The following is a 26213-nucleotide window of genomic DNA, read 5'->3' as shown; positions in this document are numbered from 1 at the left end:
TTATGTTTTATACCAAAAAAGCGCTACTTTCAATAAATACTATTACATTCTAAAAACACCTTTTATGAAGTATGTTGTCAGAGACGAAAAAACTGTATTTAACGATCATTATAAGGTCGTAAAAGCACAAGTAGCATACGAAACGTTTAATGGAGACGAAATAACCACCAAGCGTTTGGCATTTGAAAGAGGAGACTCGGCAGCCATTTTACTTTTAGAAAAAGAGACCAATAGTCTGCTACTAACCAATCAGTTTCGTTATCCAACTTGCAAACATAACGTAGGTTGGTTATTGGAGATTCCTGCAGGCACTATAGAAGAAAATGAAAGTCCGCAACAATGTGTTATAAAAGAAGTTAAGGAAGAATTAGGATACAGTATTGTCAACCCAGAGCATATCAGCACGTTTTATGTATCTCCAGGTGGTGCTACCGAACGGGTATTTCTGTTTTACAAAGAAGTTTCCGAAATGGATAAAACTGAAAAAGGCGGCGGAAATGAGTCTGAAAACGAAGATATTGAAACAGTCAAAATTTCAATTTCAGAATTAGCAAACAATATAGATACATTGCGCGACGCAAAGACAATTCTTGCAATCCAATGGTTCCTTTTGAACAAAAAGTAGGATTAGTTGACGATGAAAAATTACTCATTTTCTTTGAAATGATAGCACCATCAACCAATCGAAAATTTGATTAAGTCTAAATTCCTATTTTAAAACAGCTTCAACATAATCGCGTAGATAGGCATATTTAGGGGTTAACATCCCTTCTTCGGTAGTAATCTGCGCGCGTCGTAAAATTCCTTCCTTATCACCATCAAAAAATGCAGGAATAACGTTTTCTAAAAACATATCGCCAAAGCCTTGACTGGCATCTTTGGGCAATTCACAAGGTAAATTATCAACCGCCATAACGGTAATTGCTCCGGGAGCATCAAAAACCACTTCACTTTCATCTTGGGGATTGTAACCGTAAAATGGATTCGCAATGGTGGAAGCTCGAATGGTACAAGCTACGGGGCCATCGATATCACAGGAAATATCAGAAACCAAATTTATTCGGAAATCAGGGTGTTTAGCATCCTCACGAGTAAATAGAAATGGAGCTCCTTCACCATAAAAATGACCTGAAACAAAAACATCGCTAGTCTTAGCAAATTTCATGAAATCACCTTCATACTCGGATGGGTTACTATAAAATTCTGGTTTGTCAAACTCCCCTCCATCTTTTCTTTTATTGTAGTCAGCCACACGGATCACACAATATACAGCTTCATTAAAATAATCTTGAGAGAGATATTCTGTAGTTGTAATTTCCCGTATTTTTAAATGATCTAAGATTTCTTTTGCGCCTTTAGTCACTTTTCCTGAACCTGAAAGCACAATTTTCATTGGTGGAAGTGAAATTTTATCCAATTCAGCTTTTACTGAAGTAAGGTCGGGAAGATTTTCAACTTTTGGTAATTCAAAAATATTATCACGAAGGCCTAATGCACGAAAACCGTTATAAGCGCCTACTAATCCAGCATAATAACCGAATCCAATCAATCGACGATTCCATTCGTTTACAATTGTTTCATGGTCAAACAACTGTATGTTTTTCTCAAGCACCATTTGTAAAAGACCTCGATTATAAGGCTGTTTTTTTATGGTATGGCTAAAGAAAAAATATTTTTTATTCGGAATAAGCGCCTCTTTAGAAACCTCCTTCACTCCCAACATTACATCAGCTTCAGACACATCTTCCATTACCTCAAATCCAGCCTTTCGATAATCATCGTCAGAAAAGATACGAATATCAGAAGCTTCAACAATTATCCTTGCTCCAGAAAATTGCTTAATGACTTCTTGGCATTTTTTAGGTGAAAATACTACACGACGATCTGGCGGATTCTTTCTTTCTTTGATGAGGGCAAAGGTTATTGACATTTGGTATGTTTTTTGAGTAAATATGAGCAGGTAAAGATAGGGTTTTTCATGTATCTTTGCCATCGGATTCAGGTTTCTGGTTCGAAGTTTCAGGTTAAATTTTCACCCAATACTGGTTACTGAACACTGATTACTGATTTAATGGGGCCGACTGGTTTTGACAGCGAGTCTAATTGTATTGTAAGCATGCCGAGCGCTGGGATATAGCTCGTTAATATCATATTTCACACTTTTTAAACGGCGAGAACAACTACGCCCTAGCTGCATAATCCGAATCATAGTAGGATGTGCCTCGGCCCACAAGGTGGGTAAGCAGGAAGTCACTCAACGGCCTTGGTTTGCGGCGGTTGATTTAGTGGCTTCGTAATAGTAAACCTAGCAAGTGTAGGGCTTTGATGCACTTGTGAAGCTCAAGCGAAGATAAGGAGTGCGTTGGTAGTTTTCGACCGGCAATCTCACGAAAACCTAAATGAAAACTAAGCATGTAGAAAGCATTATAATTGCTTGTTTGGACGGGAGTTCGAATCTCCCCGGCTCCACAAAAAAACCTCAACCATAAGTTAATTAAATGGTTGAGGTTTTTCCTTTTTTAGTCACCATTTTTATTTAAAAACTCAAATTACACCTCTTAACGAGAAAGACTCTAGCATCATACGTCAATAAGTGATGAATAAATACTTTTTTAGTGTAAGGCGTTAAGAATTTTAAATATTGGCTATCGCTTTTTTCTACATCGAGTCGCTTATTTTAAAACCTTAACAGGGTTTTTATTTTCGCCTATTGCCACAAAAGTAAAAACACAACTAACAGCTTTTTCTCTGCTGTATGTGTACATTTCCTCTATGTATATATCTACTTTAACCTTTAGGCTCGTCGTACCTAAATAGGAGACTTTACCTACTAATTCCACAATAGTGCCAGCGGGAATAGGCTTTGTGAAATCAATACGATCCGAAGACACTGTTACCATCCGCTGCCTGCTAAATCGAGTAGCAGTAATAAATGCCGCTTCGTCCATCAGCTGCATAGCGGTGCCTCCAAAAAGAGTATCATAATGATTTGTAGTGTTGGGGAATACTGCCTTAAAAATTCGCGATTCCGACTTTTCTATTCGTTCTTCTATATTCATTTTAATTGTTTGATTTAAAAGCAAATGAAATTCTTCATTAGCATCCATTTTACTCCTTTATAAATCTAAATAGTTTCGTTTTCCCCTCGAAACCAACACGTAAAACATATACTCCATTTTGAAGTGTGGAAACATTTAGACCTTGTTGGCCGTTGTTCTTTTCAGATAAAATAATGCTACCCTTCATGTCATAGATTGTTGCTTGCACTACCTGCTTTGTGTTGATATAAAGATACTTTGTAGTCGGATTTGGATAGATAGACACAGAAATTGCTTCGTCAGTATCAATACCTAAAACCAGCTCGTTAATTACTCCTACCCCATCCAAATCAAAACCACTGGAATAAAAAGGTGTGGTAAATGGGTCGTTTATAACGTTACCAAAGCTATCATAACGCGCATAAAGTGGATCTATGCTTCCAACGACATCGATGATTTTAATATGAGTGACTCTGTTCTTATCCAAATTTGGGTTATCCTCTAATTCTGAAAGGTTAAAGGGAGTTCCATAAAACGCACGGTATTTTCCTGCAAGGTTGTTTAAATAGGTTGGATCCAGTGGATCAAATCCTCCTACCTGAACATTGGTTTGGGTTTGACTATGGGATGGAAATTTGAAGTAATCCACCCCATTGGAGCTAACTTCTACAAATGCTAATTCTAAAAAGTTATCGTCAAAGCCGTTTTCAAATACCGCGAAATCAAACCCAGGGCCATCGGTTATGGGTTTATCAAAAGTGAGGATTGCCACACCTGCATCTCCCAAACTTACCACCTGATTTGTTGGTGGTCCCAAGGCATCTTCGGGTTGCCCATAAGTAGCATAATTACTGCCATTATGCTGCAGTTCTGGATTGGAAATATCTATTAGACCACGCGTAACCGATACTCCTGTGGCCCATGCCACAAATAGCGGACTATCCGCCGGAATTGCTGTTGACCCCATCTGGCCCGCAGCTGGAGGATAGCTTTGGGCGTGAAGGGTCAGACTTAGTATGGTGAATAGAAAAGCTAATTTTCTCATTCAACTATTAGTTTTTGAGTAGTTGTTTTTCCTTCTATTTCAATATTCACAAAATAGACTCCTGCGTTTAATCCGTCTACTGAAACGGCTTCATTGTTATAATTCGCTGTTTGTACCAATCTCCCCGTTAAATCGTAAATATTGATTTTGGCTGCTTCCGAAGTATTTAAATAGAAGTTTGCTGAGGTTGGGTTTGGATACAACGCAATTGCAGAAAGTACAAAATCAGCCACTGAAACCGTTTCTTCTTGATATTTATGAAAACTATTAGGAAGTGGACCCACGCTATAATCAGCTTCAAAACTTCCATCTTCTCCATAAACATATACTTTACCTGCACTCACATAATCTACAGCATCTGCGAGGTATAATTTATCATCAATTTTGTTGAAGCCATACGGAATTTGAACCCCGTTAGAAATAGTTTCAATAAAAGGAGATACAGGAAGCGCATTAGCCCCTAGTTCCATTTTATAGATATCTGCATTAAGCACATAATAAAGATCTGTATCATCCAGGCCTAAAAACTCAGGGTGTTCAGAGATTTCAAATGGATACACTGTTACATTTTGAAAGTCGGATAAGTCGAAAACATAAAGGCCACCTGCTGTTTCATCGCCTGTCCAAGCTTGTTTCCCACTACACAAAACGTAAAGATGAGAATCGTCTAGCTTTATAGCTGAAGGAACATCTGCAACATCTAAACTTGTAATCTCTTCAGTTATAGCATCAATCACTGAAATTGTATTGCCATAGCCGTAACCTCCTTTATGAGCCACAAAGAGTTTTCCGTTTTTCTCTAGTATTACCTCCGGGCCTTCGGCTACGGGAATTGTTCCCGTTACTGTATTGGTAGCAAGATCTATAACGGCTACAAAATCATCGTCTGTATTGCCTGGATCGCCCCAATTGGTAACGTAACCATTACCCTCAAAAAAAGCGATATGTCTAGGCAATTCAATTTGATCTGTGATGGTAGCGACGAACTCAAATGTGGTTCTGTTTACTACTTTTATCTCATTGCTGTAATTTAAAACTACATAGGCGAAATCCTCGGTAAGCCCCATTCCTTGACCCGTATCTCCTAAAGCCATTCCTCCATTTTGTGCGGAAAAAATATTGTTTTCAAGCGTGCCGTCAGTGTCTAAAAAGGATACTTCTGAATTTTCAGTTCCTATTAAACCTTCGTTTAGAATAAAAACTCCGTCTGTGTAACTCTGGGAAAACCCAAAGGTTGTAAAGAGCAATGCAGCTAATACTACTACTGTTTTTGTGTAATGATTTTTCATGGTAAGCAATTTTTAAATATTTATTAATTATTAAAATAGAATGAATTCGGAATGATTTGAACTGTGTGTTTTTCCTGTAAGTCGCCAGCGAGGTTATAGATAAAAACTTCACCGTTTGAAACATAATCTTTAGCATCTGCTATGTATATATTGCCTTGGTTTACTTTAAAACCATAAAGCAATTCTACCCCATCTGAAGTAGGTTCGAAAAATGGGTTTTGTGAGAGTTGGAAGTCGCTTAGGCTAATTGTATAAACACTGTTGTCCATAACGTAAAAGAGCGCTTCATTATCTAACTCTAAATGTTCGGGATGTTTCCCCTGAGGAAAGGTTAGCACATTTTCGACATTATTGTTTTCAAGATTTATTCTGAAGAGTTTTGCCAAGGTTTCATCCTGTGTATACGATGGTTTTCCTGAAGAAATAACGTAAAGGAAGCCGTTTTTAATAACCATTCCGTTAGGGACATCGGCAACCGGAATGCTAGCAAGCAGACTTTGTGAAGCCATGTCTATTACTGAAATAGTGTTTCCATACCCGTATCCGCCCTTATGTGCAACGTAGATTTTTCCATTGTAAACTAATAGCTTTTCAGGGCCTTCAACTACTGAAATTTTGGCTTCCACTAGATTGGTTTCTAAGTTCAGGACGGCTAAATAATCATCGTTTACATTATTAGGATCCCCCCAATTGCTGATGTAGCCTTTATTCCCTTTAAAAACGATGTATCGCGGGTTTACAATCATATTTGAAACCGTAGCGATATGTTGGAAGCTATTTCTGTTTACCACTTCTATCGTTGACGAATTATTGACAACTATGTACGCATTATCACCCTCAAACCCCATACTCTGCGCGGTATCGCCCAAATTGGTGCTGTTGACATTTGAGTAGATGGAGTTGTAAATCTGTCCGGCGGCATCTAAAAAGGAAACCGAAGCATTTGAGTAGCCAAATCCACCTTCATTCAAGATGAAGATTCCTTGTGCATAATCACCACTTAGCGGAGTTTCTTCTTTTGGAGTTTCCCTATCATCGCTAGTGCAAGAGACTGCAAAGAACGAAAGCAATAGCAAAAAGCTTCCAATTTTATAAAATGGATTTCTCATAGATTAAAAAATTAAGTTGATATAGAAATTAAAGTTTCTTCCAGGCATAGGTCGGTTTTGAACACTTTCATAAGCTTCATCCCAAAGGTTTAAAACTTGTACTCCGAGTTTGTATTTCTTTTGTTTGCCAAGCGCATATTCGGCGCCCAAATTGGCAACCATATAACTGTTGAGAATATGTTCGGTAGCATTGTCGGTAGTTGTAAATACCTCGCCATTGTTGAGGTATTGGTAATAGGCAGAAAAGTTTTTAAATCCATAACCTACAGAAGCAGTTAACTTATGGAAGGGTACATAGATAAGTTGTTTTTGAGTTTTTGAGTTTTCAGAAATCGTATAGGCATACGTAGCTGATAAACTGAAAAGATGGGAATCGATTTTCCTTTCTAGATTCAGAATAGATTCCAACCCATAAATCTGAACTTGATTGGTGTTTTCGGGTCTGAAAATGCCGTCGCTGCCGGGAATCCAATGCAAGAGATTTTTTACTGAATTGTAATATGCTGTAACAGAAAGGGAAGCGTTTTTAATTTTAAAATTATTGCTGATTTCTCCTTGATAGGATACTTCGGGCTTTAAATTTGGATTACCCAAACCTTGCCAGTACAAATCATTATAGGTGGGGATTCGATAGTTTTTTGAAGTGTTTAGTTTTAATTGATAGAAGCTCGTAAGTTGTACGCTCATACCGGCTGAATAAAGCAACGGACTTCCATAAGCTGCATTCGCTTCCTGCCGCAGGCTTATTTCGTATAAAACAGATTTGGAAATCTTGTGTTTAAAACTGACAATTGCCGCGGCTAGATTTCTAGTTTCGGCTTGGATATCGGAGCCTTGCCCATCATTTCTGGTATAGTTTGCACCCAGACTAAAGAGCATGTTGTTGGAGAAAGCATAATCCAATCCATATTTTGCAATTAAACTATTTACCGTTGCTGTGGTATAAAAGTCACTTGCAATATTTCCAAAATAACGATACTCCTCCGTAGTTGTCGCTACCTTTAAGTTGGAAACAAATTTTCCCAAAACACGCTCCCACTCTATTAAGCTACGGGTATTGAAATCGGTGTATTTAGTTTTTAGTGCATTGGGTGTTGGTACTGAAAAGTTTCTTCTGCCTTTATAAACATTTGCAAAAACCTTTAATGTATTTTTTGAATCGAGTTTTGAGCTGGCTGCAAAACTGATATTCGTGTTTTGGTAATGTCCGTTGCTATTGATTCGCTCTGTTTCGGGATACGGATAATTGTTGTCTGAACCATTTCTTGCCACCCCGAGCATAAGACTTAACTTTTTTGAAGAATATGAAGTGCGATAGTCTAATCCATGGGTATTGAATTCGCCATAATTAAAAAATAGTTCGTTATTAAATCCAGCGTCGTACTCAAGTTGATTGACCAAGTTAATTGTCCCGCCAATTGCACCGCTTCCATCGGCTACACTAGAACCGCCTGGTTTTACCTCAATCTTATTATAGCCACGGATATTAATGGTGTTAAAATCGGTTTGTCCAGTGGTCTGCGAATTGATGTTTATGCCGTTCCAAAGAACAGCGGTTTGAGATGCTGTAGTGCCGCGGAATGAAGGTGATGAAACCATCCCCAACCCGTTTTCTTTGAAATAAACGGTGCTGTTATAATTTAATAGATTGGTGAGTGAAGCTTGGTTTTGACGAAGTACACTATCGCTAAGGATTGTGACATTGGTGGTGTAAGCCGAATCTTTTATACGCACAGATTTGAGGTACACATTTTCCAATGTGGTTATGTTATCGGTCTGGGAATAAATCACCTGACCAAAGCCCATGCATAAAAACAGGATGTAGAAAATTTCTTTCATAACCCGAGGCCTTTTACCCGAAAGCCAACGTATTTAAATTGATTGACAAGTGGCAGGTCTCCTGGCTCGCGTCCGGTAATTCTCCTTCCCATTCGCCGAGGCGGACAGTGGATTTCTTGAAGATTTAATTACAGGCATCCACCTACGGCGGACAAAGCTTACAGTTGCGGGAACAGCTCAGGTTTAGATTGGTATTAACCAATGGCACCTAATTCCCTTTTAATTGCTCTGAAAAATTTTCAGATGCAAACCAAATGTGGCGCGAAGGTATGAATAAATTGATTGTAATGGTCAACAAAAAAGGGTTTGACTTTTATTCAAAGCCAAACCCTTTCTGTTTTATTTATAATAGGTTGTTGCTTTTAACCTATTGCTTTACTACTTGCAAGGTTTCAACTCCTGCTTCGTTTTCAACTTTAAGAAGATAGATTCCGTCAGACAAGAAACTTAAATCTATTTGAGCTACGTTACTGCTAATTGACTCTGTAAATACAAGTTGCCCTGTCAATGAATATAAACTTAAATTCATACTGTTTTTGTCGCTCTTTAAATATAAAATATCATTCGTTGGGTTAGGATAAGCTTTAATCAATGAAGAATGCCTGGTTATACCTTCACTTCCTAAGCCTTGTAAATCGATGGTATAAAGCATCAATCCTAGATCGATACTGCCAATATAAACCTCAGCACTATCTTCTTGAAATTTTACGAGAGCATCGGTAGCTGCGGTTTTTAACAATTCGTCATTATTTATTTCCTCCCAATTTTCCCCAGCGTCACTAGAATAAACAATGGTAAAGTCTGAAATTGCCGAATTGAGAACAATTCCTACAATATGGCCTTCAGTAACCGAGGAGTGGTATGTTTTGTAGACAAGATTCTCATATATCTTAATCCAATTATCTCCTCCATCCATACTCGTGAAAATTCCCTTATTGGTTGAAATAGTTAACTGGTCAGTATTTAAGGGATTAGCTGATAGATCTAAAATTAAATCGAAATCTGGCACCAATTCTTCTAAACCTCGACTCGAAAGTATCCAAGTAGCTCCATTATCTTCAGATTTGTAAACATTTGTACCAATTGTAATTATTACTTTACCTGAAACCGCTTCATCAAAATAAATTCCGTTAATCGTACCTGTTTCTGGGGTTGTAATTGGAGTACTTGTAATAGCATTTAAATCGGTTACATCTGCTTTCCAAAACTCTACATCACCCATATTATTTGACATCGCATACCAAACTTCATTAGAATTAAAAGGGTTTGCTACAAGCGCATCGACATAATTCATATACGAATTATGAATTTGATATTGTGTTTGGCCGTGATCAACACTCACTTTCAAGTCTGCGCCAAACCAACCACTGCTAAAAATAAACACTCTGCCCTCCATAGTATTGTCTACGAACAATGGAGGAGCACCTCCCTGAGAGTATGCTGTTAAAGGCATTATATTAAAGTTTTCTTCAACTTCTGTAGAAAGATTTCGGTGCACATAACCGTATTGAACTCCGTAGTACAAATGCTCCGTAATCCCTGAGAACATTCCTAAGGTTCCTGTCGACCTAAAATAATTATTCTTTTTCCATAAAGTGGTAGCTCCTCCATCTTCCGATTTCAAAGGAAAGTAATCGCTATTTATAAATACTTCATCTTCATTAAATGGATTGAATGAAAGATTCCAACCTGAATAATAGGTATGAACATCGTCCATATCATACACATAGTTTGTCCACGAAACACCATTGTCGGTAGAAATAACGATTTCATTTTCTTCAAGAACAATAATATGTCCTTCATTGTTGGGATTAAAAGCGATGTAATTGATGTTGTCCAGGTTTCCAGCTGTCCACATTAATGGAATGGTTTCCCAAGAATCTCCACCGTTAATAGAACGGTATATGTTTTCTGGAGTGCTTCCAAAGCTAATCCCTGTTCCTGCATAAATTTCATCAGTATTAAACGGATTAAAGGAAACTGGGTTTAATACAATACCCTCCAACTTTACTTCCCACGTTTGGCCAGCATCGGTAGAGATTAGCATTCCTCCTTCTACTCCATTTGGTCCAAAACCTCGGGTTAAAATTAAGTGTTCTGGGTTTTCTGGGTTAATTGCAATGTTGTTTAATGAAACCTCATCAAAATCACTCTTTGAATATACCATTTCCCAATTCTGCCCACCATCGGTGGTGTAGTAGGTGTTTTCTGAAGTTCCGAAATCCAATACAGCGTTCATTAAAATGATATTGGAGTCTTGTGGATAGATGCTGTATGATTGAATTGTATTTACATTTGAAATAGCTGGTATTTCGATTTCGTTAATAATGGTTTCAGTATCTAAGTCGAATATCAAAATAGTGTTGTCTGGCGAATCTTGATTGTATTTAATAAAACTCAGAGCCGTATTGTTGTTGGTCATTTTCAGGTTCTGAAATTCCATAACCTCTCCAAAAGTCATAGAAAACAAAACATTCCAGTTTTCTCCGTTGTCTTCGGAAACGAGAATGTGGTTGTTCAAAGAAGTTGCATACAATTTGTTTTCAACCTGAGGGTCGTATGTAATATTAAAGATTCTTCCGTATTCAGCTGAACCTACAAATTCCAATTGCCCATAGAACGGACTACAGGCGAAAAAAATAAGAAGAAAAAATAAGAAGCGCGTAATTTGATTTTTCATAGTGTTAATTATTTAAAATGATTGATAAGGCTAAATTGCCAAATACATTTCATTTTTAAACAAAAACCAACACGAATAAGTAGGACATGTAGCAATAATTTCTGCGACAGTACTTTGTTTTAGATAGTTGAGAGATATGGGAACAATTCTGCAGTTTCTTGTAAATTCATTTTTTTTGCGATACGCTCCTTTCGTTTTCTACAAGCATCGGGCGTAATATTTAATAGTGAGGATATTTCTTTTATAGATAAATTCATATATAAATACGATATAAATCGAATATCATTGGCATTGAGACTTGGATGCTTTTCGCGTAAGGAACTCAAAAATCCATAGTTGGTTTCTTCAAAATGTAATAAGAAATCATCTTTGGCAGTGTCTTTTTTCAAGTATTTATTTAACTGTGAAATGTAGTTTCGAATTTCAGGTTTGTTAGCTAAATCTAGCTGCTCCTTCATATTCTGAATCACCTCTTGCAACATTTCGTTTCTACTAGACATATTCAACGCTTTTACCGCTAGCGTTCTATTTTTTGCTTCTAGTTCGCTCTCCATTTCCAGCATTTTAATCTTTTGATTTCGTTCTGCTATAATTTTTTTCTGTCTGAATTTGATAACATTGCTTCGCCAAGCCCAAATTAATATAAGAAGCAAGATGACAATTCCCCCAAACAAAATGTATAGCAGCTTACGTTCTGCTTGGAAATTTTTTGTCTTTTCTATAATTTCCATTTCATAATTGCGAATGGCAAACTTTACACGATTGGCTTCAAACTGACTATTACTTTTTATTTTGTACAAACTATCCTGAAGTAAAATAACCGAATCTTTATAAACACGTGCCACTTCATAATTTTTGTTGTTATAAGTTAAAATAGATAGCTGCTGATGTACCCGTATTTGCGAATCTAAACTGTTATTGCTGCTTTGCGCTGCGCTGGCGTATTTGTGGGCTTCTTCAATATTTCCTTCATTTTGAAACATCTTGGAAAGCAATAACAGACCGGATGCTTTTTGTTCTATAAATTCTGTGCGGTCTAATTCTGGAATTAAAGCCAACAAGGTTTTCTTCGCATTTGGATATTCTCCTTTTAAATAAAGGTTTTCTGCCAATGCATATCTTCCTTGTAAGAGTACGTTTTGGTTGTTTTCTAGTAGTGGTAATGCTTTTTGTAAATAGGTATTTGCTTCCGACAGCCGTCCTGCATTATTATATACCAACCCTAAATTTACAGCGTACAAGCCTTTTTTAAAATCATCGGAATGTTCTGTAGCGATGTCATAAGCTTTCAAAAAATATTTTTCAGCTTCTGCCAAATTATTTTCTTGATAAAAGAGAATTCCAATATTGTTAAGCACCACCATTTCTTGTTTCGAATCCAAATGAGCTAATGCTATATCGTAGGCTGCGAGATAATTTTCGAGGGCCTCTCCATAATCTGAAAGTTTGTAATAATTGGCTCCAATGTTATTTAGGGCTAAAAACAATTCCTTATACCAACCTTTTTCCTGAGCTATTTTTTGAACTTTAATAAGCAACTCCAAAGACTTGGTATGCTCTTGTTTGTGCATTGCCTCTATAGCTGTTTGTATATAAGCATCGCATTCCTGCCTAGTTTCTTGCTGCACATTTATTAGTAGAAAAAGTGCTATAAAAATGGATTTCATTTATAATGGGTTTGGGCGACTTGGTTTTTCTCTTAAAAAAACGAATATAAAAATAAAATAGGGTTTACAATTACTTTCTCCTAAAGCTTAAATTAATGGAATATACAGTATGCGTTTATAATGCATGAAAATCGGAACCCATTAAAATGAAAAAGCCAAAGCATTTTACGCCTTGGCCTTTACTTCAATTTGAAAAAACTAACTTCTACCTAATGTTTTATTATTTTTTGAATGCTTTTAGAGCCATCGTCAAATTCGACATATACCATATAAACCCCATTACTATAATGTTGTATATCTAAGGTGAAATTCACAGAATTTACTTCATCGTGTTTTTTTAACAACAGCCCTGTTACACCTACCACTTTTATAGTTTTAATCCTTTTATTAGTACTTGCTATGGTTAATAATTTTTCTGTAGGATTGGGATAGTAGAGAGCACTTGCTTCCTTTTTGTTGAAATCTGATGTATGCAAAGATGGATTTTTAAAAATATAAGCTGATCCTGATTCGTCTATGGGATTATTTCCGTTTTCATCTGTGTTTTCCCAAGGAGCACCTGCAATTATTTGATCTTCGTAAAGAGCTACGGACCATCCAAAAAAGTTTGCTACCGCTATGTCGTTACTCTGAATTATTTGCGTTTCTTCCCACTGCCCTGATACGTTTTCATTAAATAAAAACACTTCTCCAAGGGTAAAAGCCCAGGCGTGAGGTGCGCCCACTACCAAGTTTGCTCCTGCAACATCACATTGAAATCCGAAGTGAGCATCGGGTATAGATGTAGAGGCAGTTAACTTTTGTAACTCTTCCCAACTTCCTGAATCGTTCTTTTTAAATACGTATGCTGCGCCTTTTACTCCATTTACTCCAAAAGCACCAACAACTATAATATTATCATCTATACTCACTGATGATCCAAAATAATCGCCTGAGATGCCATCCGCGGCAGTAATTTCTTGATTAAATATCCATTGCCCGTTTGCATTTTTATTGTAGATATAAACTGCTCCTATAAAATTATTGGCTTCATTGGCACCAATTACCAAGGTATTCCCAGAAATGGCTACACCTATTCCAAAACTACTAATTTCTTCGGGTGAAGGACTTAGTATTTTTTGAACTTCAGACCATTCACCACCATTTTTCTCAAACACATAGACACTTCCAGTCCAAACATTTTCACCTGGAGCCCCGGCAACAATGGTGTTATTTTCAGTATCTAAACTTGTATGCGTCATTCCCAGCATGGCATCATTGCTATAGTCGCTAGTAATAATTTTGGTGCTAAAATTCCAATTGGTTTCATCCCTATTATAAACATACAAAGCGCCAGCACGAATAGTTTGGCCGATATCTGCTCTACCCGAAGCCACAACAATATAATCTTCGGACATCTTTACAGCTCCTCCAAATTCGGCCATAGGTTTACTATCGTCAGGAATTAGGGATTGATGATAATTCCAATTGCCATTGGCATCTTTCGTATAAATATATGCAGCACCTGCAGCAATATCATAACGAGGTGTTCCCGAAATTGCAAAGTCTCCTCGAATATCTACGGAAGTACCAAATTCATCTCTAGAACCTCTTTCAGGGCTTACAAGTTTCGATTGTTGTGTGAATTGCGCAGATGTGGAAATTGAAAACAATAAGCTACAAAACACAGCAATATTTTTGGTGTTAATTTTCATACTGAATGAATTTTGATTAATTAAAACTATTGAACCCTAAAACTGATGTTTAAACACTCCTTTAAATAAAATTGACAATGTAAAAGTATGGCATCAACCTTATTAGTTTTAAAAAAGAAGTAGGACATTGTAGGACAAGAACTGGGATATAATGGGACAGTACCCACATTTGCTTATAAATTACTTATCAAGAACATTGAAACATTTAATAATATAGTTTTTATTTAGATTGAATATAAATAGATTTGCGCAAGTAAATTTCCACCTCTATCAAAACTAATCGTTGTTAAATAAAATGGAATACCTTACAATATCGGGTAGAATTGAGAAAATAGACAAAGAGACAATTAAAACTTGTTTAATCTCTGCATATCAAAAAGGACAAGTTTTTGAGGAGACGGAATACTGTATGGAATGCGGACAATTGATTTCTTTTGAATCAAAGATTCTTAAGGCTTCTGGAATTTTAATCAGGGAAATAAAATGTATTCAGTCTTCAGATATTACAGAGGGGTTGGAAATTTCGGGAGAACCTGTAATAATGAGGTTTATAATTAAAACAGGTAACGAAAGACCTACACACAATATAATCTATGGCTCTAATTCTAAAACCTATTTTGTTACAACCTATCAAGAAACGGATAGCGTTTTTATGATTATTCTTTCTAAGGAATTTTACTTTAACCTTATCCACCATAGTTACGAATCGCATAAGGAATTTGCTTCTCATATATTTAACAATACCACAACCAATCTCTTTGTTGCAGACCTTCCTATTGATCCTTTAATTGGTGGGATTATCAAGGAAATAAAAGATTGTAATAGAGAAGGTTTGTTTAAGCGAATATTTATTGAAAACAAAGTACAAGAGTTATTATTGTTACAGTTAGAGCTTTATCTGCATCAAAAAAAATATAACAATCTTGTGGAGTTCAATGCAGATGAAATTGCAAAGCTATGTCAAGCAAAACTTATTCTTGATAATAGGTTTACAAAAGCCCCGACAATCAATGAACTTTCTAAAGAAGTTTTTCTCAATGAAACTAAACTTAGAAAAGACTTTAAAACATATTACGGCGTAACCATAAAAAACTACGTAATCAGCCTTAAAATGAAGTACGCCCTTAAGCTACTTCACGAAAAAAAACACAACATAACAGAAATTGCTGAACTTTGTGGCTATAACGGACTTGTTCAATTTTCAATTGCCTTCAAGAAAATTTACGGCTGCTCGCCTAAAAAATATCAAATATAAATCTTAGGGCATATTGTGGTTAATGCCCACAAAGCACCAACATTTCTATATTTCAAATTCACTTTAAAATTCTCTTCTTTCACACAAAGGCATTACGCATTTCTGTGGTTATGAAGGATTATCTGACTGCAAAAACATAAAAGGCCTCCTGGATTTCAAGTTCTTTTCTGATTTCTATTTCTCTTGTTTCATCCTTAGATCTTTATAAAAAGACTACGCCAGAAATATAAAAAAAGATATCAAAAAGCTTAAATAATATTACATCTCCCTTTCCCTCCAAACAAAATCAGTCTTTACATTTGCCTCTTATTTAGATTAAATAAAAATAACAGCTATTTAAGATTACTTCTACTTATGATCTCTTATGTCGAATTCATTCCAAAGATGATGTAACCGTATTTAAATAAATCTTTTAGAAGTAAAGTCTTAATCTAACTTAAATCATGACTAAAAACCATTTTATATATCTCACAACTTTGCTCGTTAGCATACCCCTATTCGCTCAACAGGAAATAGTTAAAGACACTACTGAAGTGCAAAGACTAGAGGAGGTTATTGTAACAGGTCAACACAATCCACAATCTGTAGGTAAATCTGTATTTGAAGTAAAGGTTATTTCCCGAAAAGACATCGAGCGCCAAGGCGGAAATAGTCTTGCAGACATACTAAACACAACGCTAAACCTAAATATAACACCAAACACCTCAACTGGTAAAAGCGGAGTTAGCCTTTTTGGTTTAGACAGCCAATATTTTAAGGTGTTGGTAGATAATGTTCCTATAATCAATGAGGAAGGTATGGGAAATAATACCGACCTCACCCTTATCAACCTTGATGATGTTGAGCGTGTAGAAATCGTGGAAGGCGCTATGGGAGTACAATACGGCGCCAATGCCGTATCTGGAATTATAAACGTTATAACAAAAAAGTCCTCACGCAACGTTTGGGATATCAGCACCTATATTCAAGAAGAATCAGTAGGTGATGAATACGAATGGTTCAATAAAGGCCGTCACATCCAATCGTTGCGAGTGGGGCACAAATTAAACAAGTACTTATATGCAAACATAGGATACACCCGAAACGATTTCGGTGGGTATTGGAGCGATAGAATGGGAGAAAAATACGATCGCAACGATGACAAACGCGGCCATGAGTGGCTACCAAAACTTCAGCAAAATGCCAAAGCACTGCTATCCTACAGTAAAAATGATTTTTCAATTTTTTATCGGTTCGACTATTTAAATGAAACTATTGAAAACTACAGCAAATTGGTTGCTGTCAACGAAAACCCGGCAACAGGAACTACACATCCAATCTCACAAGATGAACTTTTTACAAACAACCGCTTTTACCATCATCTAAACTTAACGGGTTCGATATTTCAAAAAATTAATTACAATTTTTCAATAAGCTACCAGGAGCAAACTAAGGACTTAGAGCGTTACTCATATATCATTCGCGAAGATGTAAAAGAGAATATAGAAAAAGGCCAATACCAACAACGAACCGCTTTTTTCTCGCGTGGTACTTTTAATAATCTTATTAATACAGAAAAAATTAGCCTCCAAGCAGGTTATGAACTTACCAACGAACGAGGAAGTGGATCGGCAGTTGCCATATTGATAACGCCAGGTGAAGAAAAAACCACTCAAAATCTTAATAACTATGATTTTTTCGCTTCCTCTGAAATAAAACTTTCGGAAAGCTTCTCCTTCCGACCGGGAGCTAGAGTTTCCTTTAGCAATATTTTCGATACACAATTTATAGGTTCTTTAAGTGCGAAACAAAGTATAAATAAAGGATGGGAACTTCGAGCCATCCTAGGATCTGCAAATCGAACCCCGAATTACGACGAGCTATACACTTATTTTGTTGACGTGAACCACAATGTGCAAGGCAACCCAGATTTACTTCCTGAAAAAGGACTCTCTGCCTTCTTTCACATAAAGAAAAAAACCTCCTTATCTGAGGGAAAAATTCGTTTAAAAAACAAATTGAGTCTTAATTATCTAGGACTTAACGATCGTATTGAATTAATAGTGGTTCAACAGAGTCCGCTTGCTTTTCAATATAATAACATAGATAAATATAGGGTCATTGGTGCCTTTATGGAAAACGAATTGTATGTAGGGAACTTAAAAGCACAGCTAGGAGCTTCTATTCAGGGAATTTCAAAAGTCTTAAAAACCAATAATAACAATAATGATGATTTTCTTTTTAACCTTCAATTAAATGCAAATCTTTCATACACACTTCCAAAATGGAATACCACCCTTTCAACCTACTTTAAATACATTGGTGAACAGCAACAGTTTGTAGAAAAAACAAACCAAGAAGGCGTCCAAGTATTCGAAACTGGAAAAACCGATGATTATAGCTGGATGGATGCTACAATCAGTAAATCCTTTTTCAACAATAACGTTACTACTACTATTGGAGCCCGCAATCTTTTTAATGTAAACTCAGTAGAAACAACAGCAATAAATGGCGGAGCTCATAACGGACCTGCAACACAAATACCCCTCGCTTATGGTCGATCTTATTTTGTGAAACTAGCTTACAACTTAAACCTATAAATGATGAAAACAACTAATATTTTTATATACATAACCTTAGCCATATTCGGATTCGCTTCTTGCAGTTCAGATGATAACAATCTTAGTACTGACCCATTTGTGGTCGCCTATGAAGATCGTTCCGCGAATCTTAAAGAGATTAATGTTTTTGAAGATATAATGCTAATATATTCAACATCTGCTATAGAAGCAGGCGGTTTTAGCATTACGGTAACTGCTGAGAATGCAGTTTATGGTGTCGATTTTACGACAGAACCCGCACTTATAAACGGAAAGATAACACTCCCCATAAATCAAGGCAGTAACTCCAACAACTTTAAATTTCGACTTTTAAACCCAAACTTGGATGAAACTACCAATATAATTTTCAAGATTGACAATATAGATTATCCAAATGCTAGCATTCAAGGCAACACCACTTTTACAATTAATTCTGAAGCAGCACTAGGGGGAAGCATTCAGCCAGAAGTAGGTGGGCCAAATGAACAGTTTCAAGTATATGTAGATTTAAGTTCAAAAACTACCAAACAAGTATTACGAGATTCTTGGGATCTCGCCTTCTACTCCTATGACGAATTTCGCGTAGGTATAAATGGTTCCATATATATGGCCGCAGCCGAATTAGAACAATCCAATATCGACAATATTACGCAAGCAGATGTAGCCGACCTAATGCCGCAAGTAGCAGTAGGTACTTTCGACCCTTCAAACGAAATATACATAGACTACCCTGACGGCGATATAAATCGAACTGCCATTAAAGAAATTAATTTAGAAGATGCCCTAAACAAAGTCTATTTAGTAAACTTAGGTTACAAAGTAGGAACCGAAACCCCAACCAATGGCAGTGTAGCTGTAGCTGGCGATGCACGTGGGTGGAAAAAAATAAGAATTCTTAGAGACGGTACTAGCTATATTTTACAATATGCAGACCTTAACGATACCAATCACCAAGAAATCACCATTGATAAATCATCTGGCTACAATGCGACTTTCTTCAGTTTTGATACGAACTCCACTGTTAGTGTAGAACCCGAAGCAGATCGGTGGGATCTCAATTTTACAGTTTTTACAAACATTATTGAAGGCGCAGGATCTTATGGATTTTCTGACGGTGTACTCCACAACCGAAAAGGCGGAGTAACTGTATACACCGTTTCGACCGAACATTATGATTATGACACCTTTTTACTCTCAAACACAGTTGAATCTAATTTTAAACTTGATCAACGCACCATTGGTGAGACTTGGAGAAATGTTATGAACGATGATAAAGTACTGAATCACAATATATTCTATATCATAAAAGACGCTAACAATAACAATTACAAACTAAAGTTTACGGCGCTACTAAATGATCAAGGACAGCGTGGTTACCCAGAATTCAAATATGAACTTTTAAAATAATTTATAAATCAACAAAAATTTAAATACAATGAAAAAACTATTACATATTGCTGCCATAGCCTTGACTGGGTTACTTTCACAGGCACAACAAACAAATGCAACCCTTTCGATGGGGCAAGGATACAGTAATGAAGTTTACTACAAACTCTCTTCAGCAGAGACAAATACGTTTCCTGCTTCAAGTTGGGACATAGCCTTTTTACGTGAAAACTCACAAAATATTGGTATTCGTGTAAATGATGGAATAGGCATTCAGGTTTATGAAGCATCAAACAATCCGGCCGATTTCAACACAATTGATATTGCAGACGAAGCGTCTTGGACACCGTTGTATAATGACGATACTAATTGGGATAATGGTGCTTTTATGCAAGGTTCTGCGAGTTATGGTTGGGGAGAATACAACCCAGTATCTCACCACGTAGAGGGAACAATCGTTTTTGTATTAAAGTATACCGATGACACCTATAGAAAGTTTATTAATGAAGATTACTATGGTGGCTACACTTTTAAATACGCTACTTGGGATGGAACTGATTGGATAGATGAAACAACTACAACTGTATCAAACACAAGTAATCCAGAAAACCGTTACAATTATTATTCGCTTCAAAACAATGCAGAAGTTGTTGCCGAACCAGCGATAGGTTCTTGGGATTTCGTATTTAGAAAATACAATACTTTTTTAGATCCTCCAGGCGAAAATTATATTGTAACGGGAACCTTACAAAACCCAAATGTAACCGTTGCAAAAAACGAAGAGCCCGATGGTAATGGCAATCCAAACGGATTAGCGTATTCTGAAGAAATAAATACCATAGGATACAATTGGAAAACCTTTAACGGATCAGGTTATGATGTAAATACGGATATGGCCTATTATTTAAAATACGATGAAAACACTGTGTACCGCTTAGTTTTTGAATCATTTGAAGGCGCATCAAACGGAAATTTAAGTTTTTATTATGAAGATGTATCAGATATCTTGGGGCTTGAGGATATTTCTGAAGGCGTTACTTTCGGAATGTTTCCAAATCCCACTACAGACAAAATTGTAAATATAGTTTACGATTTAAAAAACACTAACTCAATAGAAAACAATCTTTCAATTTATAACATTCAAGGGCAGTTGGTACATACTTCTCAAATTGCTTCAACTAATGGTTTTTTCAACAAAACCCTAGATCTTTCTTCATTACAAAGCGGAATATATATGGTTCAGTTTAAAGCCGGAAAGAACGTTATCTCAAAAAAACTTATTCTAAATTAATATAAAATGAAAAAACAAAACTCGTTCCTATTGGCGCTATTCATTTCAGTAATGACACTACAAGCGCAAAACAAAAAAGAATTAGACAAAAAAGAACTAGATAAAAAGTCTATTAAAGATATGTGTGGTTGCTTCGAAGTAACCTTCAACTTTGCTGAAACCTTTAATTACAGCAAAGATTCGCTTTACAAACCTTCGCCAAATGAAGTGTCTTCAGGCTTGGAATGGGCTGAAATAATTACAGATGAAGATAATAAAATTGTTATTCAACATTTACTTCAAGTGGGCAATCCTGCTGAACCTATGATTGTAAAACATTGGCGCCAAGACTGGCTTTATGAAAACACAGATTTTTATTCATACAACGCAGACAACACTTGGGAATTTATACAGTTACCAGCTGCAAAAGTAAAAGGTCAATGGACTCAAAAAGTTTTTCAGGTAGATGATAGTCCAAGATACGAAGGTTCGGGTTCTTGGGTACACGTCGATGGGAAGAATTACTGGGAGAACACTTCCAACGCACCATTGCCAAGACGTGAATATACCACGCGAAGCGACTACAACTTAACAGTGCGAGGTAATCGTGTTGAAATTACAGATTTTGGCTGGGTTCACGATCAAGACAATGAAAAAGTAATTCGTGAAGCTGGCAAGGAAGACGTGATTCTGGCCAAGGAAAAAGGATATAACACCTATGTAAAAGTTGAAGATAGTCGATGCGCAGTTGCTGCAAAATGGTGGAAAGACAATGGTGAAAAATGGGCACTTGTTCGTGATAAATGGAACCGAGTATACGCTAAAAACAAAGATCTTTCTCTTGAAGAAAAAGTAGACAACAAGCCTTTGTACAAGTTTTTATTTGACGAAGAAAAATACACCAATAAAAAATCAATCGACAAAGTGATTGATTCATTTATAAAATAACAGGCATCCTATAAACTCCCGCACCTCTCGACTAAGCTCCAAAATTAACTTTAGCTTAAATGAAGAGGTGCTAAGGGTTTGTTTTTTGAAATATAATTCTATGAAAATAACACTCAAAATCCTATTGTTTCTAGTAACTTTCAGCGCTTTAGCACAGCAACAGAATGTACTTGCTGACCGTGCGTTTTGGTTACAAAACCCAAGTTTAGAAACCTTAAAACAAAAGATTTCGGAAGGGCACGATCCAACCGCACTAAATGAAAACGGTTTTGACGCTACCGTATATGCCCTAATTACCAAAACTGACAATAAAATTATAAATTATTTATTGTCCTTAGAAGGCAATCCCATCGATAAACGCACGCACGACAGTCGAATTTATTTACATTGGGCGGCCTATGCTGGAGAAATTCAGAATGTTATTTCTTTATTAGAAAAAGGCTCTTCCATAACGGCACGTGATAGCCGCGGAAATACTCCGCTTACCTTTGCCGCTACTTCGGGACTTACAAATCGTGAAATTTATAATTTGTTTATAGCAAAAGGTGTTGATCTTACCCGAGAAAAAGACCAAAATGGCGCGAATACCTTGCTTCTTGCAGCACCTTATTTAAAAAATGAAGCGGACATTAATTACTTTATCGAGAAGGGTATTTCGTTAAATAGCACCGACGATGAGGGAAATGGCATATTCAATTATGCGACCAGACGCGGAAATATTGAATTCTTAAACTTGTTAGTTAACAAAGGTGTGGATTACAAAACCTTGAACAAAAATGGAGGCAATGCTTTTCTTTTTGCAGCGCAAGGAACAAGAGGGTTTGAAAACAAATTTGAAGTTTTTCAATACCTTAAAAACTTAGGCCTTAAACCCAATATTGTTACGATAGATGGCTTCACCCCTTTGCATCGATTGGCATATAGCACTTCAGATAAGAATATTTTTGAACTTTTTCTTTCAGCTGGCGCAGATGTAAATCAAAAAGATTCAGAAGGTAATACTCCTTTTTTAAACGCTGCTTCACGCAATAAGTTAGAAATAGTAAAACTGCTTTCGAATAATCTTAATGATTATAACTACGCAAATAACAAAGGTCAAACTGCTCTAATGCTTGCTGTAGCTGGAAATAATCCACAAATAGTTGATTTCTTATTACAAAAAGGAAGTGATGCTATGGCAAAAGACTCAAATGGTAATACTGTCGCATACTATTTGGCCAAATCATACTTAGCAAATAACTCTGATGCCTTTGAAACCAAATTAGAAATACTCAAAACAATCGGGTTAAAATTAAATACTACTCAAGCCAATGGCAATACGCTCTGCCATTTTGCAGCCAGTGAAAACAATCTTGAATTGATGAAGCGTCTCGCAACTTTTCAAATTCCTGTAAATGCCAAAAACAATGAAGGTATAACAGCGTTACATCAGGCTGCAATGAAAGCTGAAAATGATGAAATGATGAAATATTTAATCTCCATTGGCGCTAATAAAAACGTCAAAACTGGCTTTGACGAAACAGCTTTCGATTTAGCGAGCGAAAATGAACAGTTGCAAAAACAAAATATAAGTTTAAATTTTTTGAAATAATATGAAGAAGTTATCTAAAATAATACCTGTCTTTTTTATCCTTATTTTTCTAACGGTTGGATTTACAATCAATGAAACCAAACCTGTTAAATGCCTTATACAAATGACAAATTACAATGGTGAAGGTGCTTATGTTATAGTTTCCTTGATGAACCCTAATGGAGAATACGAAGAAACTTTAAACGTTTTAGGAAAAGACCCTGAATGGTATAGTGAAATAAGTGAATGGTGGAAATTTTATGGTAAACGTCGCCCGAATATCGATGCTATTTCTGGAGAAACAATTAGCGGTGGTGAACGCACTGTTAGTATTTTGCAAATTCCAATAAATAAAATAGATAAGGGTTACTCTTTGCGATTTGAAACGTCCGTCGAAGATCAAAAATATTATAAAGATGATCTTCAATTTCCGCTTACGACAGAAAGCCTGAACTCTAAAAAAGAAGGGAAAGGCTTTATCCGTTACGTACGTATGCTCACGCAATAAAAAACGAATTAATACCTGAGGACTTGGACGTAGTACCTACATTATAGTTTCACATTAGTCCTACGTCTTAAGTCATCCAATCCTAATTCAAAAATCTAAAGTCGCACAGCAATGACAATTTCCATCTGGAGATACTGCCATTTAATACTTGCCTTAGCTTCTTCCCTATTCCTTTTGATCGCTTCAATTACAGGAGTTATCTTAGCTGTTGAGCCAATTATACATCAAACAAAGGATTACGGTGTTTCAAATCTAGAAAACGTTTCTTTGGCAACAGCGATTGTTGGATTAAAAGAGAATTACGCAGAAGTATTTTTTTTGGAAGTAGAATCTTCTGGCTTCGTAAAGGCATCTGTACTCAACGAAGATTTTGAAACATTAGATATTTACATCAACCCAAAAACAGGAGAACAGATAGGTGAAGTTACTAAAAGACCGGAGATTTACCGCTTTGCCACCAACTTGCACCGTTCATTATTTCTAAAAAGTGTTGGGCGGTTTTTTGTTGGTCTGGTTTCATTTTTACTATTTATTATTGCTATTACTGGTATCTTTCTTTTAGCAAAAAGACAAGGCGGAATAAAAAAACTATTTTCGAAAGTACAAAAGGAGTATTTTGAAATGCGCTATCACGTTATTCTAAGTAGATGGTTACTTCTTCCTATAATTATTCTTTCCCTTACAGGAGTTTATCTTTCTGCCGAAAGATTCAATCTTTTACCAAATTCTACAATTGAGTTACAGGAAGTGGCAGTTTCAAACGCACCAAATACATATGGGAAACTATCAGAAATTCCTTTTTTTAAAGAAACAAAACTCTCTAAAATAAGGAATGTAGCATTTCCTTTTTCCGATGCTGCCGATGATTATTTTCACATTGCATTAAAAAATAAGGAAGTCCTTTTAAATCAACAAACAGGCGCTATTGTAAGCTCAGCTTCATATCCTTTTGTAACATTAGCTTCACGCTTAAGCATAGCACTTCATACAGGTGAAGGCAGTGTGCTGTGGTCAATCGTACTATTGGTTGCAAGCGCATCCATTGTTTTCTTTATGTATTCAGGATTCGTAATGACCTTGAAAAGATGTAAAAAATTAGGTGCAATCTCAAAAAAACTAGATAAAGACGTTTGTGAATACATAATTTTGATTGGCTCTGAAACCGGAACCTCTTTCGATTTTGCAATCCGACTTCAGAAGGCACTTACCTTAAAAGGTAAAGACGTTTTTTTAACAGAATTAAACAACTATTCTACTTATGCAAAAGCTAAACACATTATTGTACTAACCTCAACTTATGGTGAGGGAGAACCACCTACCAACGCAAGAAAGTTTAAAACCCTTTTTGAATTTGTTAAGCAACCAAACACTATAAACTTTTCCGTTGTAGGATTTGGATCCTTGAATTATCCCGATTATTGTCAGTTTGCAAAGGAAATAGATTTACTTTTCCAAACAAGAAAAGGTTTTCATCGCGTCTTACCCCTCTACAAAATTGACAATTCCAATTTCGTCGACTTTCAAAAATGGGCACAGCAATGGAGTAAACTAACAGCAGTGCCTTTAAAAATTGATCCGCCAAAGCAATCTAAAAAACTAAAACTAATTTCTTTTAAAGTTGTAGAAAGAAGCGAACTAAATATAGATAACACCTTTTTGCTTCGCATAAAACCAAAGCGTAAAATTAAATTTACATCTGGAGACCTACTTTCTATTTTACCTGCGGGCACTAAAACCGCTCGACAATACTCCATTGCTAAAATAGGCGATGAGATAATATTAAGCATCAAAAAGCACGAATTTGGTCTTGGATCTTCTTTCCTTTTTAAATTGAACAAAAATGATATTTTTAAGGCAGCTGTTGAAACAAATTCACAGTTCCACTTTCCAATATATTCTGAATCGGCAATATTAATATCCAACGGCACAGGAATAGTTCCGTTTTTGGGAATGATAAAAGAAAACAAAAACGCCGATGTAGTGCTTTTGTGGGGCGGTCGTGTAAAAGAATCCTCAAATATTTATGATAACTTCTTGGAACTCGAAAACTTAAAAAATTCAAACCTTAGCCTTCACAAATGTTATTCAAGAAAAGAAAATAAGCAATATGTTCAAGATTTAGTCCTACAACAACAAACAACCATTCTAAAAACAATCAAGAATGGTGGTACAATTATGATTTGTGGCTCCCTAACGATGCAACACGGAGTTATGGATGTTATAGAAAAAATACTGATAAATTCGGATACAACTTTAGATACCCTAATTAATAATGGGCATCTAAAAATGGATTGTTATTAATAAGAAACAGGTTTTGGACTTTGATCCACCTTGTT

General features: G+C 36.2%; 18 protein-coding genes, 1 other RNA gene and 1 riboswitch. Of the genes, 10 read left to right on the top strand and 9 right to left on the bottom strand.

Going from position 1 to position 26213, the window contains the following annotated elements; translation table 11 throughout:
• Window positions 1-64 precede the first annotated feature (64 nt).
• A complete protein-coding gene (locus BLW28_RS06945; RefSeq protein WP_073217008.1) occupies window positions 65-625 on the top strand; it encodes an NUDIX domain-containing protein in 561 nt (186 codons plus the stop codon).
• A gap of 84 nt (window positions 626-709) precedes the next feature.
• Here BLW28_RS06945 and BLW28_RS06940 read toward each other — a convergent pair whose 3' ends face one another.
• Window positions 710-1924, bottom strand: coding sequence for an NAD(P)-dependent oxidoreductase (locus BLW28_RS06940; protein WP_073217116.1), 1215 nt, complete (start codon window positions 1922-1924; stop codon window positions 710-712).
• A 149-nt stretch (window positions 1925-2073) separates the two neighbouring features.
• Here BLW28_RS06940 and ssrA point away from each other — a divergent pair.
• Window positions 2074-2472: a transfer-messenger RNA gene (gene ssrA / locus BLW28_RS06935) on the top strand.
• Window positions 2473-2672: 200 nt separating this feature from the next.
• On the opposite strand, the gene BLW28_RS06930 is transcribed toward ssrA, so the two are convergent.
• From BLW28_RS06930 to BLW28_RS06895, 8 genes are all read right to left on the bottom strand, one after another.
• On the bottom strand, window positions 2673-3059 hold the full coding sequence (locus BLW28_RS06930; protein WP_073217119.1) for an acyl-CoA thioesterase: 387 nt from the start codon (window positions 3057-3059) through the stop codon (window positions 2673-2675).
• 49 nt (window positions 3060-3108) lie between these two features.
• Window positions 3109-4083 carry a T9SS type A sorting domain-containing protein gene (locus BLW28_RS06925; protein ID WP_073217010.1) on the bottom strand — a complete coding sequence of 325 codons (975 nt, stop codon included), beginning with the start codon at window positions 4081-4083 and terminating at the stop codon, window positions 3109-3111.
• Window positions 4080-5372 (bottom strand): T9SS type A sorting domain-containing protein, encoded by a 1293-nt coding sequence (locus BLW28_RS06920; protein ID WP_073217012.1) that lies wholly within the window; start codon window positions 5370-5372, stop codon window positions 4080-4082. Before BLW28_RS06920 ends, BLW28_RS06925 begins: the two co-directional genes overlap by 4 nt.
• Before the next feature lie 23 nt (window positions 5373-5395).
• Entirely contained in the window at window positions 5396-6481 is a 1086-nt protein-coding gene (locus BLW28_RS06915) for a YncE family protein (RefSeq protein ID WP_073217014.1), read from the bottom strand.
• A gap of 3 nt (window positions 6482-6484) precedes the next feature.
• Window positions 6485-8320, bottom strand: coding sequence for a TonB-dependent receptor plug domain-containing protein (locus tag BLW28_RS06910; protein ID WP_073217016.1), 1836 nt, complete (start codon window positions 8318-8320; stop codon window positions 6485-6487).
• 34 nt (window positions 8321-8354) lie between these two features.
• Window positions 8355-8590: riboswitch (cobalamin riboswitch) on the bottom strand.
• A 97-nt stretch (window positions 8591-8687) separates the two neighbouring features.
• Window positions 8688-11000 carry a VPS10 domain-containing protein gene (locus BLW28_RS06905; protein WP_073217018.1) on the bottom strand — a complete coding sequence of 771 codons (2313 nt, stop codon included), beginning with the start codon at window positions 10998-11000 and terminating at the stop codon, window positions 8688-8690.
• A 119-nt stretch (window positions 11001-11119) separates the two neighbouring features.
• Window positions 11120-12667 (bottom strand): tetratricopeptide repeat protein, encoded by a 1548-nt coding sequence (locus BLW28_RS06900; RefSeq protein WP_073217020.1) that lies wholly within the window; start codon window positions 12665-12667, stop codon window positions 11120-11122.
• Between the two features lie 209 nt (window positions 12668-12876).
• Window positions 12877-14361, bottom strand: coding sequence for a T9SS type A sorting domain-containing protein (locus BLW28_RS06895; protein WP_073217022.1), 1485 nt, complete (start codon window positions 14359-14361; stop codon window positions 12877-12879).
• Window positions 14362-14656: 295 nt separating this feature from the next.
• Here BLW28_RS06895 and BLW28_RS06890 point away from each other — a divergent pair, with 295 nt between their 5' ends.
• The 8 genes from BLW28_RS06890 (at window position 14657) to BLW28_RS06855 (ending at window position 26178) form a co-directional block, all read left to right on the top strand.
• Window positions 14657-15616 (top strand): helix-turn-helix domain-containing protein, encoded by a 960-nt coding sequence (locus BLW28_RS06890; RefSeq protein ID WP_083540689.1) that lies wholly within the window; start codon window positions 14657-14659, stop codon window positions 15614-15616.
• Between the two features lie 443 nt (window positions 15617-16059).
• Window positions 16060-18195 carry a TonB-dependent receptor plug domain-containing protein gene (locus tag BLW28_RS06885; RefSeq protein WP_073217027.1) on the top strand — a complete coding sequence of 712 codons (2136 nt, stop codon included), beginning with the start codon at window positions 16060-16062 and terminating at the stop codon, window positions 18193-18195.
• Window positions 18196-19602 carry an HmuY family protein gene (locus BLW28_RS06880; protein ID WP_083540690.1) on the top strand — a complete coding sequence of 469 codons (1407 nt, stop codon included), beginning with the start codon at window positions 18196-18198 and terminating at the stop codon, window positions 19600-19602.
• A gap of 28 nt (window positions 19603-19630) precedes the next feature.
• On the top strand, window positions 19631-20872 hold the full coding sequence (locus tag BLW28_RS06875; RefSeq protein ID WP_073217030.1) for a T9SS type A sorting domain-containing protein: 1242 nt from the start codon (window positions 19631-19633) through the stop codon (window positions 20870-20872).
• Window positions 20873-20878: 6 nt separating this feature from the next.
• On the top strand, window positions 20879-21799 hold the full coding sequence (locus BLW28_RS06870) for a DUF6607 family protein (protein WP_073217032.1): 921 nt from the start codon (window positions 20879-20881) through the stop codon (window positions 21797-21799).
• Window positions 21800-21899: 100 nt separating this feature from the next.
• A complete protein-coding gene (locus tag BLW28_RS06865; RefSeq protein WP_073217034.1) occupies window positions 21900-23390 on the top strand; it encodes an ankyrin repeat domain-containing protein in 1491 nt (496 codons plus the stop codon).
• A 1-nt stretch (window position 23391) separates the two neighbouring features.
• On the top strand, window positions 23392-23877 hold the full coding sequence (locus BLW28_RS06860) for a DUF2271 domain-containing protein (RefSeq protein WP_073217036.1): 486 nt from the start codon (window positions 23392-23394) through the stop codon (window positions 23875-23877).
• Between the two features lie 111 nt (window positions 23878-23988).
• Window positions 23989-26178, top strand: coding sequence for a PepSY domain-containing protein (locus tag BLW28_RS06855; RefSeq protein WP_073217038.1), 2190 nt, complete (start codon window positions 23989-23991; stop codon window positions 26176-26178).
• The last annotated feature ends 35 nt before the right edge of the window (window positions 26179-26213 follow it).

This window comes from Aequorivita viscosa, assembly GCF_900106795.1.
GTDB classification, from domain to species: domain Bacteria; phylum Bacteroidota; class Bacteroidia; order Flavobacteriales; family Flavobacteriaceae; genus Aequorivita; species Aequorivita viscosa.
Note: the sequence above shows the minus strand (reverse complement) of the source record. Positions and strands in the feature narration are given on the sequence as shown.